Genomic DNA, 16,065 nt, shown 5'->3' on the forward strand with positions numbered 1-16,065 from the left:
GGAATTCTCCGAACTGTTTCAATAAAAGGTGGAGCGTACCGGAATCAGTCGGCGAATTCTCGGCAAAGTTCCATTCTGCGTTCCTTGCCCGATTCATAGATCCGCCGCTTGCAGACGCTGGGCATGTTCGACGTACAGGTCGATCGGATCCGGCGAGGGCGCTTTTGTGCCCGCGCTCCGCCGCAGGCTGGCCAAATGATCCATTGGGTAATCGGAACGGATCACTTGGCCGAGATGGCTACTGAAGCGTCCGACGAAACCATCATTCTGCTGGGGTTCGGTGGTGAAATATTGCGACAGGACCCGGCAGGTTGCTTGAACCGGATCCAGCACTGGCAACGTGGATTGCGCAACAACCCCGCTCCACGAGTAGTAGCGCACGCCGTTGACTTGCTCAGGACCATGCCCGCCCCAGGTTTGCGGCAGTCCCTGGGGAAATTTGTCATTGAATTGACCGACGCCGACCGTGGTCAATGCGTTGAGTGCGGCTAACGCATTCTGCGGCAATGTCGCGCTGCCGCTCAGTAGCGACAGTAAGTCGGCGAAGTGCGTTGCGACATTCTGTGCGACGGCTTCGGGAAGCTTGCCCGGAATCAGTGCCCTGCGCAGGAAGTCGGCGAGCTCCGAGCCATGGTTCGGGCCACTGACGGAGGTGACCGAAGCGACGACGTTTGGCGCAAGCGCCGCGGCATAGCGCGCAGCGAGTGCGCCCTGACTGTGTCCTATGAGGTTGACTTTCTTCGCGCCTGTGCCTCGCAGCACGCAAGCAATCTGTGACAGCAGTTGCTCGCCCCTCATTTCATTGTCGTGGGTGGCCGAAAGGTGTGGAACAAACAATCGACATCCGGCCGTTTTCAGCGCGGACTTGACGTCATGGAACAGCTCGAAATGACCGATATGCTCGAACCCGAACAGACCGTGGACCAACAGGATGGGATAACGAGTTGTAGCATTCCGTTGCATGTTCTTACCTTTTTCGTAGAAGTTCATCGGGAAATCACCGGGCCACTCTAAAACACTCATCCCGTTGAAGAAGTACGAAGAGGCTTCACATTGCGTTTGAAAATGGACTACGAGGCGTACGAAATTTCGGAGAGCTGTGAAATCCGAATCGGAAGTTCAGTGGGTCGTTTGTCGGCATAACCGCGTGACCTCTGCTGTTGCCTACTTTGCGAGTAGCGGTTACGCCGTTGTCGCGGTGGATTCGGCTGACATCCGGAACGTTCAAAGAGGTCCTCAATGTAGATGTCAGTGTCGTCATTCGGGGCGGCACGTTTTCCAGGGAGTGGAAGCGAAAATGAATAGCCATGAAATCGAGTTTTGCTGGCGGATGCGCCAGCCGATGGTTGCCGAAGTGTCTATCGAACCTCTGGTCGCGCCAACGATTGACGGGCTCCAAGGGAGCGTGTTGGATCCTTCGCTGGCCAAGGCCATCGTTCGCATTTCCCCTTATGCCAACATGAGCTGCGGCGATCAGATCGTGCTGTCTTGGGAGGGGCTGGATATCGAAGGCTTTGCCTATCAATACGAGAGTGTTCGATTCATCAGCCAGGTCCAGGTTGGCAAAGACGTCATCTTCGTCATCAAGGCGATGCATGTCGCTGCGCTGGACGGGGGCTCGCTGGAGGTTTACTGGACACTGCAAAGTGCGTCCGCGCCCAAGGCAGTGGAATCTGCTCGCCTGCAACTGTCTGTCGGGGACGTTGGACCGCATCTGTTGGCGCCGCAAATAGAAGGCTCGGTAAACGGAGCGCTGGAGCCGTCGCGAGTGGTCGAAGGCACCCTGGTGACCCTGCAGCCTTACGCTCGGATGTCAGCGGGCGACCGGATCATGCTGTCGTGGCATGGAGATGCTTCGCCTGAAATATTCACCGACTCGTTGAAGGTCGAGGCCTGCGCCGTCGCGCAAAGCCTGTCCTTCTGGGTGCCGGCCAGCTACGTCGAAGCGCATCGTGGTGGCGAGGTGGTAGTCGCCTACCGTGTTGAACAACGCTGTGGAGCCATCCGAACCTCGGAGCCTGCGACGGTTTTCATTGGGCCGGCAGTGCGTGCTGAACTGGCCGCGCCGGATATTGTTGGGACGATCGATGATGTGCTGTCGGTGAAGGACTCGATAGTGGGGGGTTTCCATTCTGATTGAAGACCCGCTGGTGCAGGAAGACGAGTTGGTCTATCTCAAGTGCGATGGTGATTTTTTCAGTCATCGCGATGATCTTGAAATCACTCGGGAGACGGCCGGGCAACCGGTGAGTTTCATTGTTCCCCATCGGTTCTGGCGCGAGCACCACGGCACGACGGTGGAGATTGCCTACACCATCGAACGTCTGGACGATACCAGTCAGCAATCTGCCGTGAGGCGGATCAGCATAGTGGCATAACCTGGGGAAGGTCAGCCCTCCGCGCTTCGTATGGAACGGGAGGGCGATCTGCGATCAGGCCCTGGCGTTAGCGAGGCGCCGTGCGGCGTCGGTCAGCAACTGTTCCGTTGCGTCAAAGCCGAGGCAGCCATCAGTTATCGATACGCCGTAGCGTAGAGCCGCGCTCAGCGGCTGGCAGCCTTCGAACAGATGAGATTCCAGCATCGCGCCGATTAGCGAGTGGTTGCCACGCAGGCGTTGTTCAAGCACCTCGTTGAAGACGGCTGGCTGGCGCAGGGGATCCTTGCCGCTGTTGGCATGGCTGCAATCGACCATGATCCGGCTGGGAATCTTCAGTCGGCTGAGTTCGGCGCTGATGTTGGCTACGCTGGTTGCGTCGTAGTTTGGCCCTTGATGGCCACCGCGCAGCACAATGTGGGTGTCAGCGTTGCCGGCTGTCTGCACGATCGCCGGATGCCCTTGGCTGTCGACGCCGAAGTGTCGATGCGGATGGCCTGCCGAGCGCATGGCGTCGACAGCAATGGCGGCGCCGCCGTCGGTGCCGTTCTTGAAGCCCACCGGCATGTTCAAGCCACTGGCCATTTCGCGGTGGATCTGCGACTCGGTGGTGCGGGCTCCAATGGCCACCCAGCTCAGCAGGTCATCAAAGTAGCTGGCGGCCATGGGTTGCAGGAGTTCGGTAGCGACCGGTAGTCCGAGCTGGATCATTTCCAGCATCAGTTCGCGCGACAGCGTCAGGCCGGTAGCCATGTCGTCAGTGCCGTTCAGATGCGGATCGTAGGCCAGACCTTTCCAGCCAACTGTCGTACGCGGCTTTTCGACGTAGGCGCGCATCACCAGCAGCATTTCACTGCTGACATCCTCGGCCAGGCGAGCGAGTTTGCTGGCGTATTCGATTGCTGATTGCGGATCATGGATAGAGCAGGGGCCAACGATGACCAGCAGGCGTGGGTCTTCACCGTCAAGGATGGCGCGCACCGCCTGGCGATGAGTGTTGACCTGTTGATGCAGGGAATGGCTGAGCGGCAATTGCTGTTTGAGCTGCAACGAGCTGGGCAGACGCAGGGTCAGCGCTTCGTTGGCAGAATCGATTGTGGACAGCGGCAAAGCGGAAACTAAAGAGTTCATGTTCGGTCTTCCTGGGCGGATGGCGGGTCTTTCCCGCGCAATCGGCCCTACTGGGGTGTTCGACAAATGGCCGTACTGGCTAGGCATGTGTGTTTGCCACCTGTGGGTGACCGATCGGAGGCGGCAGGCTGTCCCGAGCGGAGGCTGGTAAATCGCCAGGCGCTAAAGCTGTCGTAACGGTAATAAGTGGCGTAGTTCATGGTGTAATCCTCGAAATGTGGTGTGTCGCTGAAAGTGATGGGCCTGAAAAAACAAAACCCCCGGTCGGGAGGCCGACCGGGGGTTGAGAAATCTCTGGTAGGCGACCCGTTATCATGGGCGCCGTTTGGGTATCAGGCGCGCCAGTGGCTAAACCAATACCCAAAATAAAAATTGTCAGGAGCGCAAGTGTGATTCACCCGGGCAGCCGCAACCGAGCGCAGGGCGCTGGTGGTGCAAGACTGTGGAAGGGTGTTGAACATGTGCTGTCTCCGTTGAATGCGCCGAGCTTACTCGACGCTGATACGCATCAGCAATCAGAAAATGCTATTGCCCGCCGCTCAAAACGCTTATCACTGGCGAACCATGTGGGTGAAGGGCAACTTTGCAGTCATGGAGAAAGCTGAATGAGTTATCGAATCCGGCATGCCACCCGTGATGATCTTGCTTTTGCGCGGGATCTGACCTGTCGCAACATGCTGCGCTATTACATTGACCACGACCTGTTGTGGCAGGACGAGGCGTTCGACGCAGGCTGGCAGTATCGTGACAACTGGATGATCATCCAGGATGAACTGGCGATCGGTTTTTTCAGTCTGAGCGAGGATGCGCGGGCGCTGTACATACGCGAATTGCAGATTGATCATCCCTGGCAAGGGCAGGGCGCCGGTTCCTGGGCCATTGGTCAAGTTACCGAAATGGCTCGTCAGGCAAGACGACCGGCACTGCGACTGACAGTGTTTGACAATAACCGGGCGCAAGAACTGTATGCACGCAAAGGACTGCGCATCGTGGGCAGGGATGAGTGTTTCCTCAGGATGCAGCTCGATTTGAGTACAGCTGTGCTCTGAAACCCACAGCCGGCAAGCCCTGAATGATGAATTGAAACTTTTTAAATGCGGCTTTCCGCTAGGTCTGTCTGGCACTTTTTGCTAAGGTGTCCGGCATCCCAATAAGACCATATCGCGAGGTGTCTGCTTGATTAGGGTGCTAGTGGTCGACGACCATGATCTCGTTCGCACAGGCATTACACGGATGCTGGCCGATATCGATGGCCTGCAGGTGGTGGGTCAGGCCGAGTCAGGTGAAGAGTCCCTGATCAAGGCCCGTGAATTGAAGCCTGACGTAGTGCTCATGGACGTCAAGATGCCCGGCATTGGCGGCCTCGAAGCCACGCGGAAGCTGCTGCGCAGCCACCCGGACATCAAGGTGGTTGCCGTTACGGTGTGCGAGGAAGACCCTTTCCCGACGCGTTTGCTGCAGGCCGGGGCGGCTGGTTACCTGACCAAGGGCGCGGGTCTGCCGGAAATGGTTCAGGCCATTCGTCTGGTCTTCGCCGGGCAGCGTTACATCAGTCCGCAGATCGCTCAGCAGTTGGCAATCAAATCATTCCAGCCCACCAATGATTCGCCGTTCGATGCGTTGTCCGAGCGGGAAATCCAGATTGCGTTGATGATTGTCGGTTGCCAGAAGGTCCAGATCATTTCCGACAAGTTGTGCCTGTCGCCGAAAACCGTGAATACCTACCGCTATCGCATTTTCGAGAAGCTTTCGATCAGCAGCGACGTCGAGTTGACACTGCTCGCGGTGCGTCACGGCATGGTGGATGCCAGCGCCTGACCATGACCGAGAAATTTGATTCCAGTGCTTTCCTGTCGACCGTCAGCGGTCGGCCCGGCGTCTATCGCATGTTCGACAGCGAAGCGCGCCTGCTCTATGTCGGCAAAGCGAAAAACCTGAAGAAACGTCTGGCGAGCTACTTTCGCAAGACCGGGCTGGCGCCGAAGACGGCCGCACTGGTCGGCCGTATCGCTCAGGTCGAGACGACCATCACCGCCAACGAAACCGAAGCGCTGCTGCTGGAACAGACGCTGATCAAGGAGTGGCGCCCGCCGTACAACATCCTGCTGCGCGACGATAAATCCTATCCGTACGTGTTTCTCTCCGACGGGCAGTTTCCGCGCCTGAGTATCCATCGCGGGGCAAAAAAGGCCAAGGGCAAGTATTTCGGCCCATATCCGAGTGCCGGTGCCATACGCGAAAGCCTGAGCATCCTGCAAAAAACCTTTTTCGTCCGTCAGTGCGAAGACAGCTATTACAGGAACCGCACCCGTCCGTGCCTGCAATACCAGATCAAACGCTGCAAGGCGCCGTGCGTGGGGTTGGTCGAGCCTGACGTCTACGCCGAAGACGTACGCCACTCGGTGATGTTCCTCGAAGGTCGCAGCCATGCGCTGACCAACGAGCTGTCCATGGCGATGGAAGAGGCAGCGATCAATCTCGAGTTCGAGCGCGCGGCCGAATTGCGTGACCAGATCGGATTGCTGCGCCGGGTACAGGACCAGCAGAGCATGGAAGGCGGAACCGGCGATATCGACGTTATTGCCGCATTCGTCAACCCCGGCGGCGCCTGTGTCCACCTGATCAGCGTGCGCGGCGGCCGAGTGCTGGGTAGCAAGAATTTCTTCCCGCAGGTCGGCATCGAGGAAGATGTTTCCGAAGTCATGGCGGCGTTTCTCGGCCAGTACTACATCAGCAGCCCCGAGCGGGATTTGCCGAGCGAACTGATCGTCAACGTGGTTCATGAAGATTTCCCAGCGCTGATCGAAGGGATTCATACCTTGCGCGGCCGCGAATTGGCCATCAGTCACCGGGTGCGCGGTACCCGTGCGCGCTGGCAGCAACTGGCAGTGACCAACGCTGAGCAAGCCTTGGGCGCGCGTCTGGCCAACCGTCAGCACACCGCCGCGCGATTCGACGCGCTGGCCGAAGTGCTGAATCTGGATGAGCCGCCGCAACGTTTGGAATGCTACGACATCAGTCATTCCAGCGGCGAAGCGACGGTTGCCTCCTGCGTGGTGTTCGGGCCGGAAGGCGCGATCAAGTCGGATTATCGCCGCTACAACATCGAAGGCGTCACTGCCGGCGACGATTATGCGGCCATGCACCAGGCGCTGACCCGCCGGTTCAGCAAACTCAAGGACGGAGAGGGCAAGTTGCCGGACATCCTGCTGGTCGACGGTGGCAAGGGCCAATTGTCGATGGCCCGCGATGTGCTCAACGAACTGGCCGTACCGGATCTGATCCTGTTGGGTGTCGCCAAAGGCGCCACGCGCAAGGCCGGTTTCGAAACGTTGTATCTGAATGATGCAGCGCACGAGTTCACCTTGCGCGGCGATTCGCCCGCGTTGCACCTGATTCAGCAGATCCGCGATGAGGCACACCGCTTTGCAATTACGGGGCATCGCGCCCGTCGCGGCAAGACCCGCCGAACCTCGACGCTTGAGGGTGTCGCAGGGGTAGGGCCGACGCGCCGCCGTGACCTGTTGAAACATTTTGGTGGATTGCAGGAGCTGTCTCGTGCAAGCATCGAAGAGATCGCCAAAGCCCCGGGGATCAGTAAAAAGCTCGCTGAGTCGATTTATGCGAACCTGCATAGTGAGTAGAATGCCCCTTCACCTCGTAGCCAGTTGTGCCGATGAATATCCCTAATCTGATTACCGTTCTACGCGTCCTGCTCATCCCGATCTTCATATTGCTGTTCTATCTGCCTTACCAATGGAGTTACATGGCCTCCGCTTCGGTTTTTGCCTTTGCGGCTGCAACCGACTGGCTCGATGGTTATCTGGCGCGCCGACTGGAGCAAAGCACACCGTTCGGGGCGTTTCTCGATCCGGTCGCCGACAAGCTGATGGTCGCTGTTGCCCTGGTCTTGCTGGTGCAGGAACACGGCAATCTCTGGCTCACGCTGCCCGCAGCAGTCATCATCGGTCGCGAGATCGTGATTTCGGCGCTGCGCGAATGGATGGCCGAACTCGGCGCCCGAGCGCAGGTAGCGGTTTCCAATCTCGGCAAATGGAAAACCGCTGCGCAGATGCTCGCGCTGGTAATTCTGCTGGCTCATCCAAAGGCATTGAGCTTCTGGGTCGTGCTCGGTTATACGCTGCTGATTGTATCGGCAGGGCTGACCCTGTGGTCGATGGTTCAATACCTTCGCTCCGCCTGGCCGCACCTGAAGACTGATGTAGAAAAGAAATAAAAGTTTTTTGAATCAAGGGGTTGACGGGGCTTCTTAATTCTATAGAATGCGCCACACCAAGCGGGAATAGCTCAGTTGGTAGAGCACGACCTTGCCAAGGTCGGGGTCGCGAGTTCGAGTCTCGTTTCCCGCTCCAATTTGTACAGTGTTTGTTGTTGCGCTACTGACAGCAAATACTTTGAGGCCGAGTAGCAAAATGGTTATGCAGTGGATTGCAAATCCACCTACGCCGGTTCGATTCCGACCTCGGCCTCCACTATCAAAAACCCCGTAGATCAATGATCTACGGGGTTTTTTGTTGCTTGTGGGAAAAGTGTGGTGTTCCGCATCGTTTGAGTAGGGTCACTCAGTCAGACACGCCCCGGTCTTGATATGGCTGGCACCTTCCACCGTCAGATTCGAGAAAAAGATGCAGCCAATAAGGCGTGCGAATAACGTCAGTGTGTCCGCAAGATCCGGGTTATCAAACAGAACGGCCCTTGAATCCAAAGCACATAGGGCACCCCAGAGTCTTCCGTCCGGCAGGAAAACAGGCGCGCCTGCGTAGCTTTCAATTGAATACTGCTTCACCACAGGACGTGACGACAGTCGTCCATCCTTGCTGATTTGTGGAAGGAAGAGGGCTTGAGGATTTCGTCGAAACTCACTGCAGAGCGTAGTTTCCAGATCCAGCGTATCGCCTACGTTTATTCCCAGTTCAATCGGATCGTATGCCGAACAGACGATCCATTCCGTTTCCGTGAATTTTGCGATTCCGGCAAAGCGTGTACCGGTCAGGCGGGTGACAAGCTGCAGGATATTGGTGGTCGCTTCGATCTCGGCGATCGCCGAGCGCTCCTCTTGGCTTAAAGACGCTTTTAGAACGGTGTCACTCATTTGCATGGAATCAAATCTCCTGATTGCTTGTACATCCCTGAGCTCTGCTCTGGTGACGTTCTGTGAGGCGTGATCGTGGTTGAAGGGGGGCGTGCTGATACCCTTTGATTATTGATTTCGGCGCCAACCTTTAGCGTAGACATCCCGTCCAGACTTGGGTTGCCTGCTCATAATCTCAATCGATGAAACATCTGTCACCCGTGCAGCCAAGGTGATGGTGAGCATCTGAATCTTTTGAGTTTATCGCCACAATTTCCAGTCTGGTTGCTGCGATTTGCCAGTTACCTCGGCCTCTACTTCAAGCAAACTCCGTAGCTCCCTGATTTCTGAGGCTTTTTGATTTTCTGCGGTCAGCGATATTTAGTTCTCAAATCGCGCACTCCAAACTTGCTTCACCGGGACGTGATGTATATATTCCCCGCTCGGCTTTTCAAGCGGTCATCCTGTCAGGATCCAACCGCAAGGCTGAGCAGAGCAATACCGCGCTACCGCCCGAATGGCGAAACTGGTAGACGCATGGGACTTAAAATCCCCCGCTCGTAAGGGCGTGCCGGTTCGATTCCGGCTTCGGGCACCATCTTAAATCAAGGGTTTGCGGGCGAAAGCTCATGCAAACCCTTGTTTGTTTCTGGTCCGCTATTTTGGAGTTGGTCCGCAATTCACTTGGTAGGCATGACCTTTTTGCCTTTTCGATTGCGGATGTACTGCTCGGTCATAACCACCGTTGTATGCCCAAGTTGATCTCTGGCCTGCAGAATGTCACCGCTGGATTCTGCCTTGTCGGTACCCGCCTTGGCGCGCAAGTCACGCATCTGGAACTCAGCTTTCTGCACGCCGGCCGCCTCCCTGGCCAAGTCAAACCTCCTTCGCAACATCGCCACCGTCATCGGTGTGCCGTCCTCTGTAACGATCAGCCGCGTCGAGCGGACCTTGTGTTCTGACTTCCGGGACATGATACGATCAATCAAAACCTTCAGCTCTCCCGTTATCTCGATCCGACGCTTCGCCTTTGTCTTGCCCTGCAACACCCAAATCTGCCCGTCGCGCACGTCGCGCTCGTCCATCAGCCGGGTATCGGTCACCCGTTGCCCGGTCAGATAGGCGAGGTCCATTGCGTCTTGCAGGCCCACATCTGCCTTGTCGTGCACGCGTTTGAACAGCGCATCCTCGACATACGTATCCCGCCCGGTTTCCTTGTTTCCCTTGATGCCGGCGCATGGGTTGGCTAGGGAGGTGTAGCCTTTATCCCGGGCGTAGTTCCAGATGGCGCTGAGAAGCGCCTTCTCGCGGTTCGCGCGCACCGGCGCGGCCTTGCGCCATGTCAGATACTGGCGGACGTGCAACGGCTCGATCGTTTCCAGCGGCGCGGGCGGGTCGTCGAAGAAGGCGATCAGGTTTTTCAGCTCGCGCTTGTTGTCAGCCTGGGTGGCTGTGCCTTTGGTGGGGACGACGTCGACCATGTATTTTTCGGCGACGTAGCGGAACGTTATGACCCTGGCGACCAGATCGGTTGCGGTGCGATCGCGCTCAAGCTTCGCGTACTCCATGATCGCCAAGCCGTAGTCGCTGCCAAGAGGGATTTCCTTGCGGTCCTTGCCGCCCGTGTCGTAGTAGTAAAACACCCGGCCGCTGGCTTTCTTGCGTTCCCGCAGCCTGGCGATCGAGCCGGGTTTACTTGGTCGTCTTCCCATGTCAGCTGGCCTTACGTGATTTCCATACGGGCTTTTCAGATTCAAATGCGCCGACTGCGGTGACCGCCATCGCGGTGACGCTCGGCCAGCCGTTCACTTTAATCGTATGGCGAACGCCATTCTTTTTCAGGTTGAGGATCTGACCTGCCTTGGTCCGCGCGCCGGTGAGCTCGCAAACCTCCTCGTGAGATAGAAACTGGATGGTCATGTGATGCTCCCTGCCGCACGTGGCGGCAGAAGGTGGTTATTCGGTTTTGGTCGGGAACCACTCGGTGTCGTACTCGAACTGGGTCACGCGCTCGATCTCGATGCTGGGTAGTTCGCGCCGGAAGGTTTCGGTGCCGTAGGACTTCTTTATGTAGTCCGCCGCCTCTTCCATAAACTTGCTCTTGAAGATACGAAGCAGATGGTCGGCAGCTTTTTCGTATTGGTCTTCGCGATAGTTGGCTTCGCAAACACCGCCGCGGCACACACGCCAAACGATCCGCTTTGGCTGCGCCCCGGCCGCTTTGATCCTCTCGGCCATCTGGTCGCGGGCGTAGCGCATCTGGTCCAGTGTCAGCGTGGCTACCCATGCGTCTGTGCCGATGCTCTGCTTATGGCCATGCTCACAAGTAATTTCGGGCATACGAATTTCCTCGCCCGCCGTACACCGGCAGGTTGTTGAGTTGGGGAGGGTGGCAATTCGCTAGTCCAAGAGTTAGCTTCACCTGGAGCAGCGAGTAATCTCAGGAGGGGAGATGCACAAATTTCTTTATTTGACGCAGGTACAGTGGGCCGACGCATGGGTCAATGGCGGGGCCATTCCTCTATCTTTAGCCAGCACATACAAGCGGATGGATCGGGACGGGATCTTTACGCCCGATGAAAACCTGATCCATGAATCGAGTGTCGACTTAAGGGTTCTTAGCCCGGCGATCTCATTTGGCGAAACACCAAGCATCCGGGGATTCACCGGCACAGGAAATTACTACAATGGCGTCCGTTTGCCTGACGTTCATAACGCTAACTTCTATACTGAAGACGGCTTGATTCAGTCGTTCTGTAACGTCTTGGATCCTGAAATTGGGGAGCGATTCGGCAAGGCCGCATGCGTGCGCATCTACGACATCGACAGGTTGCGAAAGCACTTAGATAGGAAACTTGGCCGTAGATCTCAGTTTGGAGATTGCAAGTACACGCGTGATCACCAGCGCGGTCATTTTTTAAAATCTCAAGATGACGAATGGCAACAGGAGTACAGATTCTTTTGGCAAAGCAAAGAGGCGTGCTCTGTGATATTGCCCTCAGGGGTCGCCGAGGTTGTTTGGATAAAATGATTTCATTGAGCTAATCATTGCCACGGCCCCTTGTAGATGAGGTAGGCCATGTAGAGCGGGCGAAGATCATGGCGTCACCCGCTTGAACTCGACGACCCATACCCAGGGGTTGGCGTCCCAGTCACCGCCGGTGGTATTCCACAGATTGCCGAAAGCGTTCCGGGCGGAACCCAGGCACTGTTCGTGACTGGTCGTCTTGTCCCACATCCAGCCTTCGCGCTGCGGGTGATGTTCTGTAGGTGCTGGGCAGTCGCCGACCTCACTCCATCCATTGCCACCGTGGCCACACTTGCGACCGTAATCGGTGAAGAAACAGCCTTCAGCTTTCGCCTGATCGTCGCTGATATCCTGCAACCGCTCGACGCGGACGTCGGTGATCTCCAGCAGGATGCGGCTGGCCCAGCGCGGCATGTGGATGCTCGGTTTCCAAACTGGCTGATCGGTTTCATACGGGGTCAGCCCGTCGGCGGCGTACACCAGCGTGCCGTCGTCGCGTGCCTCGATCACATCCAAGTCATCCGGTTTGAGGTAGGGGCCGCGCATGACCTCGTTGTGATCGCAGTACCAGGTCTCGCGCACCCACAGCCGGTCGCCGGGGTTTCCGAAGGGGCATTCCGGATTGCGCTTCGTGACGTCTGGGTTACGGATGAAGGGCTGGCCTTTGCCGTAGCTGCCAATGTCGGCACGTGAACGCGGCTGAACTTTGACCGGCCGCCGCGTGACCGTCTTCCGGCCATCCAGAACGGCGCGCACCATCGGCGCCGAGAACAGGATCGGCCGTTCCTTTATTTGACTCATGGGTCGTCCTTGCCGCTATAGCGGCTAAAATATGTACAAGGGAATTGGAGCTGTAGAGGTATTGAAACCAGCCGTCCGTAACCGCTTCGGCGCCGTTGCGCTTCGTTCGATCAGGTCTATCTTTGGAGGAGTTTTAAGCCCCTATCAAGGAACAGGCAGGAGGGCGGTATGAGGCTTCGCGGCGACATTTTCTGGGCTTGGGCAGATCCCGAGATCCACAACCGAACACATGATGAAACTCTCAGTAATGGAACTCACATCGACGTGCAGGTCAGGCTATCTCGTACCGGCGAAACTCAAATGTTCATCGGTGTTTATGCTTCCGGTGGCATGGCGTTGCATGAAGAAACCGTTAACCCAAGTCCGGGTGAATCAATGACCAGAGCTATGGCTTGGGGCGTAAGCCGAGCTCGTCAGTTGGCTGCTGCTGGAAGTGCGAGTCCTAAGTCAGCGTCCTCGAAATAGCGGCTGACTTTGAAGGGGGAGGGAGTTACTGGTATTTCTTTCTGATGCGCGTGACGATGGCTTCGAGCTTTTCCGCCATGGCCCACATGTCGCTGTTGTCGCGGCGGGAGACGACCGGGGAGCGCTGAACGTTGCGGTCCATCAGGATCTTCGCTGCCAGCAGGATCAGCCAGGCTTCGAACTTGCGGCGGATGAAGCGCTTCATTCCTGCGGTGCCGGGTGGCTCGCGTTCCAGCGCTCGAAGGCTTCTTGCGTGGTGGCAGCTTCGACCTTCTCGTCGCACTGGTTGCACGCCGCCACACCGCCGGCCGCGCCGACATCGCGGTGACCTTGCTTGCACGGGTTCATATGCCAGTCGTCATCCTGTTCCTGTTCAGCGACCTTAACCACCAGGTGCTTGCCGCAGGAATGGCAGAAGTGCATGCCGTTTTCCTCCGGCCCATCCTCGTGGAATGACCAAGTCTCACCGCAGCCACTGTTCCAGATGCCGCTGTCGTCTTCGCAACTCCATTCGCATTCGCCGCCGGCGAAGTCATCAATCCGCTGATCCGCTGCGCTCAGGCGCTGCTGCAGGGCGTTACGCTCGGCGGTGACACGGTCGAAGTCAGCCGACTCGACGTACTGACCATCATCGGCAGGAACCATGTCCGCACACGATTCATCGGTTTCCCGGTCAAGGTCATAACGCATTACTTTGCACATGCTTGTGTCCTATGCCGGGGCATGCCCGGGCGGTAGTGTGAAGTGAATGGATCAGGTACAGTTCCGCGATTACCGGGAAAGGATCGCCATGAGCTGCTACATCTGCGGAAATAGCGTTGCACCAGTTGTGCTGCCAGACAGCGAGGAAATTCCGTGCCCAGAGTGCGGGCGGTACCGGATTACTGGAACCGCAACAGAACTGCTTAAACGAAACATCCTGAAGTTTGATATTTATCTGTCACGGCGGTGGCTGGCCGACCAGCAGGGCAGCGGGATCATCCCGCTGATCGATAGCAATATCACTGGACGGCTGATGCTGCATTAAGGTGCTGCCCTAGCTCATAAGATCGGTTGATTTCATGGCGCTGGTTCCCCTTGCCGCGGAGTTGGAGGCTGGGTTACGCGGCTTCGGCTTGTCGTTCGGCGGCGCGCCACGGGTCATTGGCCCGTGCCAGTGCCGCCATCGGCGGAGGGCTGACGCTGTTGCCGCACATGTGCACCTGCTGGGTCTTGGTGAATGGCTTGCCGTCGGCACCGTGGCTGATTATGTAGTCGGCGGGAAAGCCCTGAGCCTTGTACAGCTCTGCCGGTTGCAGCATCCGCAGGCAGATGTCGACGATCACATAGGGCGTGCCCTTGATGGTGACGGTCACCAGTCCAAGCCGATCCTTGGTGGTGATGGTTGGTGCTGGTGCGTCTGCAGCGCTCATGTTCTCGGTGCCGTAGTAGCTGATCAGGAATGCGGCCACCCGTAGCGCGCCGGCTTCAACCTCTGGCGAGAGCTGCAGCTCGACCAGCGAGCTCTTGCCGCCACCGCCTGCTGTGATGGTCGGCGCCGGTTCGTCCACGCCTTGGCCAACGCTGGCGCCGAACTGACGTTCCATGAAGGCAGTGACCAGCCCGTGGTGAGTGCCGCCGGCGCTGATGGTATGCAGCGGATCGGCGGTGTCCCGCGCATCGCAGTTGCCGCGCAGGTGCACCAGGTTCGCCGTCACCAGCTGCTGCTGGCTTCCGGTATTGGTCACCGTGGTCATCGGATCGTCGACGCTCTTGGCGTCGGTGGTGTTGAACCCGCCGTTCATCTGGGCCATGAACACGGTTGAGATACCCATGGCGTGAGCGGCACCGGCCGGGCGCTTGTAGTCGCCGCCGCTGGTGATGGTCGGCAGCGGCTCGTCGAGCGCCTTGCCTTCGTCCGCGAACCGGAACTTGACCAGGTGCGCGGCGGCGACTGAATGCCCGCCGCTCGCAGTAACTGTGCCCAGTGGGGCACCGGCAAACTTGCTGCCGTCGCCCCAGCGCTGAACGCCGCCCGGCTTCCCTTCGCCGTGCGCCGCCGTGACCATTACCGGACTGATCATCGTCAGCTCGCCGCGGTTCGCGCAGGTCACTGTCGGCAGCGGGGCGTGTGGATCGTTCACCCGGTCGCTGCCCTGATGGGTTGCTGGCGCAATTATTGGACTGGCCATGGCGAACGACCCACCGCGCGGCCAGGATGTAACCGTACGCAGTGGCTCATGGGCAGACTGAACACTTTCGCCCGACCAGTTCGCGATCGGCACGATGAATGGGTCGGCCGCATCGATGACGAACTTCTTCATGCCCTTGGCGATCCGGCGCAGGGTGGCGGGTGCCAGCGGCTTTGCCCGGTCGAAAATGCTTTTGCTCGGGATGGTCCAGTCGATGCACTCGGCGGCAGTGCGCCACTTCTTTTGGCCCTTGGCTGGGTTCTTCGCGTGGGTTGGCTCAGGCCACACAATCGGCTGGCCGTCGCAACGGGCGATCATGAACAGTCGCTCGCGGCTGGTCGGCGCGCCGAAGTCGCAGGCTTTGATTACTCGCCACTCAACGGCGTAGCCCAAGCGATTTAGTTCGGCGACGAACACGGCCCATGTTTGCCCGCGACGTTTCGGATCAGGCACCAGGAACTGCTGGTGAACCGGTACGACTTCGCCAGGCTCGGCAATGGCGCCGCCCAACTTCATGACGCGGCCGGTCGACTTGCATCGCTTGGCGATCAGCGGCCCCCACTGGAGGATCTGCTTCACGTTCTCCAAGCTGATGACGCGCGGCTTCTTCTTGCCGGCCCACTTTAGGCCGATCCACGACAGGTTGCGAATCTCGCGCTTGCGCGGCTGGCCGCCGGCAGCTTGGCTGTGGTGTGTGCAGTCGGGCGACATGTGAAACCAACCAACGGCCTTGCCGCCGCACTCGGTATCCGGATCACCGTCGAACACGTCGGTGGTGTAGTGCACTGCGCCCGGGTGATTCACGGTGTGCATGCTGATCGCCTGCGGGCTGTGATTCTTCGCTACATTCACCGCGCGGCCGAGCCCCATCTCCAGCCCGGTACCGGCTCCGCCGCCACCACAGAAGAAGTCGACAACGATCTCATCGTCCTGAGTGCTGAAGCCGAGTCCGTATTGAGTTTTGAAATCGAAGGAGTGTTTCTTCTGTTGTGCGGACATAGG

The 16,065-nt window shown here is 58.1% G+C and carries 19 protein-coding genes and 3 tRNA genes; 12 read left to right on the plus strand and 10 right to left on the minus strand.

The genetic code is table 11. The features are described from left to right. Positions 1–93 precede the first annotated feature (93 nt). Positions 94–963: an esterase/lipase family protein gene (locus AB4N85_RS07110; RefSeq protein WP_252869550.1), complete on the minus strand. Its 870-nt coding sequence runs from the start codon at positions 961–963 to the stop codon at positions 94–96. Positions 964–1,297: 334 nt separating this feature from the next. Here AB4N85_RS07110 and AB4N85_RS07115 point away from each other — a divergent pair, with 334 nt between their 5' ends. Further along, positions 1,298–2,140, plus strand: a complete 843-nt coding sequence (locus tag AB4N85_RS07115) for a hypothetical protein (protein ID WP_460067496.1) — start codon at positions 1,298–1,300, stop codon at positions 2,138–2,140. A gap of 10 nt (positions 2,141–2,150) precedes the next feature. Next, positions 2,151–2,378: a hypothetical protein gene (locus AB4N85_RS07120; RefSeq protein ID WP_460067498.1), complete on the plus strand. Its 228-nt coding sequence runs from the start codon at positions 2,151–2,153 to the stop codon at positions 2,376–2,378. A 54-nt stretch (positions 2,379–2,432) separates the two neighbouring features. Here the strand turns inward: AB4N85_RS07120 and AB4N85_RS07125 are convergent, their stop codons facing one another. Then, on the minus strand, positions 2,433–3,506 hold the full coding sequence (locus AB4N85_RS07125; protein WP_252869363.1) for a 3-deoxy-7-phosphoheptulonate synthase: 1,074 nt from the start codon (positions 3,504–3,506) through the stop codon (positions 2,433–2,435). A gap of 605 nt (positions 3,507–4,111) precedes the next feature. On the opposite strand from AB4N85_RS07125, the gene AB4N85_RS07130 reads away from it, so the two are divergent. The 6 genes from AB4N85_RS07130 (at position 4,112) to AB4N85_RS07155 (ending at position 7,999) form a co-directional block, all read left to right on the plus strand. Then, the gene (locus AB4N85_RS07130; protein ID WP_252869365.1) at positions 4,112–4,555 is read left to right on the plus strand and encodes a GNAT family N-acetyltransferase; all 444 of its coding nucleotides are present in this window, start codon (positions 4,112–4,114) and stop codon (positions 4,553–4,555) included. A 127-nt stretch (positions 4,556–4,682) separates the two neighbouring features. Beyond that, complete coding sequence (gene gacA, locus AB4N85_RS07135) at positions 4,683–5,324, plus strand: response regulator transcription factor GacA (RefSeq protein WP_024012761.1); 642 nt, start codon at positions 4,683–4,685, stop codon at positions 5,322–5,324. 2 nt (positions 5,325–5,326) lie between these two features. Then, entirely contained in the window at positions 5,327–7,150 is a 1,824-nt protein-coding gene (gene uvrC, locus AB4N85_RS07140; RefSeq protein WP_252869366.1) for an excinuclease ABC subunit UvrC, read from the plus strand. Positions 7,151–7,182: 32 nt separating this feature from the next. Beyond that, complete coding sequence (gene pgsA / locus AB4N85_RS07145; RefSeq protein WP_252869367.1) at positions 7,183–7,743, plus strand: CDP-diacylglycerol--glycerol-3-phosphate 3-phosphatidyltransferase; 561 nt, start codon at positions 7,183–7,185, stop codon at positions 7,741–7,743. Between the two features lie 60 nt (positions 7,744–7,803). Then, positions 7,804–7,879: transfer RNA gene (locus tag AB4N85_RS07150), tRNA-Gly, on the plus strand. A gap of 46 nt (positions 7,880–7,925) precedes the next feature. Then, positions 7,926–7,999: transfer RNA gene (locus AB4N85_RS07155), tRNA-Cys, on the plus strand. An 86-nt stretch (positions 8,000–8,085) separates the two neighbouring features. Here the strand turns inward: AB4N85_RS07155 and AB4N85_RS07160 are convergent. Beyond that, positions 8,086–8,619: a GAF domain-containing protein gene (locus AB4N85_RS07160; protein ID WP_164488345.1), complete on the minus strand. Its 534-nt coding sequence runs from the start codon at positions 8,617–8,619 to the stop codon at positions 8,086–8,088. A gap of 490 nt (positions 8,620–9,109) precedes the next feature. On the opposite strand from AB4N85_RS07160, the gene AB4N85_RS07165 reads away from it, so the two are divergent. Further along, a tRNA-Leu gene (locus AB4N85_RS07165) sits at positions 9,110–9,196 on the plus strand. A gap of 82 nt (positions 9,197–9,278) precedes the next feature. Here the strand turns inward: AB4N85_RS07165 and AB4N85_RS07170 are convergent. The 3 genes from AB4N85_RS07170 to AB4N85_RS07180 are packed head-to-tail and all read right to left on the minus strand — an operon-like array spanning position 9,279 to position 10,938. Beyond that, positions 9,279–10,310, minus strand: a complete 1,032-nt coding sequence (locus tag AB4N85_RS07170) for a site-specific integrase (RefSeq protein WP_460067502.1) — start codon at positions 10,308–10,310, stop codon at positions 9,279–9,281. Between the two features lies 1 nt (position 10,311). Continuing rightward, positions 10,312–10,518 (minus strand): DUF4224 domain-containing protein, encoded by a 207-nt coding sequence (locus AB4N85_RS07175; RefSeq protein ID WP_056785291.1) that lies wholly within the window; start codon positions 10,516–10,518, stop codon positions 10,312–10,314. A 36-nt stretch (positions 10,519–10,554) separates the two neighbouring features. After that, a complete protein-coding gene (locus AB4N85_RS07180) occupies positions 10,555–10,938 on the minus strand; it encodes a hypothetical protein (RefSeq protein ID WP_460067504.1) in 384 nt (127 codons plus the stop codon). A gap of 112 nt (positions 10,939–11,050) precedes the next feature. On the opposite strand from AB4N85_RS07180, the gene AB4N85_RS07185 reads away from it, so the two are divergent. Beyond that, positions 11,051–11,629, plus strand: a complete 579-nt coding sequence (locus AB4N85_RS07185) for a hypothetical protein (RefSeq protein WP_460067506.1) — start codon at positions 11,051–11,053, stop codon at positions 11,627–11,629. A gap of 66 nt (positions 11,630–11,695) precedes the next feature. Here the strand turns inward: AB4N85_RS07185 and AB4N85_RS07190 are convergent, their stop codons facing one another. Continuing rightward, positions 11,696–12,427 carry a hypothetical protein gene (locus AB4N85_RS07190; protein WP_460067508.1) on the minus strand — a complete coding sequence of 244 codons (732 nt, stop codon included), beginning with the start codon at positions 12,425–12,427 and terminating at the stop codon, positions 11,696–11,698. Positions 12,428–12,595: 168 nt separating this feature from the next. Between AB4N85_RS07190 and AB4N85_RS07195 the strand changes: the two genes are divergently transcribed. Next, on the plus strand, positions 12,596–12,892 hold the full coding sequence (locus AB4N85_RS07195; RefSeq protein WP_083386928.1) for a hypothetical protein: 297 nt from the start codon (positions 12,596–12,598) through the stop codon (positions 12,890–12,892). 25 nt (positions 12,893–12,917) lie between these two features. Here the strand turns inward: AB4N85_RS07195 and AB4N85_RS07200 are convergent, their stop codons facing one another. Further along, a complete protein-coding gene (locus AB4N85_RS07200) occupies positions 12,918–13,097 on the minus strand; it encodes a hypothetical protein (protein WP_150635505.1) in 180 nt (59 codons plus the stop codon). Next, the gene (locus tag AB4N85_RS07205; protein WP_460067511.1) at positions 13,094–13,594 is read right to left on the minus strand and encodes a hypothetical protein; all 501 of its coding nucleotides are present in this window, start codon (positions 13,592–13,594) and stop codon (positions 13,094–13,096) included. The genes AB4N85_RS07200 and AB4N85_RS07205 overlap by 4 nt, the downstream gene beginning before the upstream one ends. 46 nt (positions 13,595–13,640) lie before the next feature. On the opposite strand from AB4N85_RS07205, the gene AB4N85_RS07210 reads away from it, so the two are divergent. After that, the gene (locus AB4N85_RS07210) at positions 13,641–13,919 is read left to right on the plus strand and encodes a hypothetical protein (protein ID WP_460067512.1); all 279 of its coding nucleotides are present in this window, start codon (positions 13,641–13,643) and stop codon (positions 13,917–13,919) included. 73 nt (positions 13,920–13,992) lie between these two features. On the opposite strand, the gene AB4N85_RS07215 is transcribed toward AB4N85_RS07210, so the two are convergent. Further along, entirely contained in the window at positions 13,993–16,062 is a 2,070-nt protein-coding gene (locus AB4N85_RS07215; RefSeq protein ID WP_460067514.1) for a DNA cytosine methyltransferase, read from the minus strand. Positions 16,063–16,065: the final 3 nt, after the last annotated feature.

The organism is Pseudomonas sp. H1_G08, assembly GCF_054681355.1.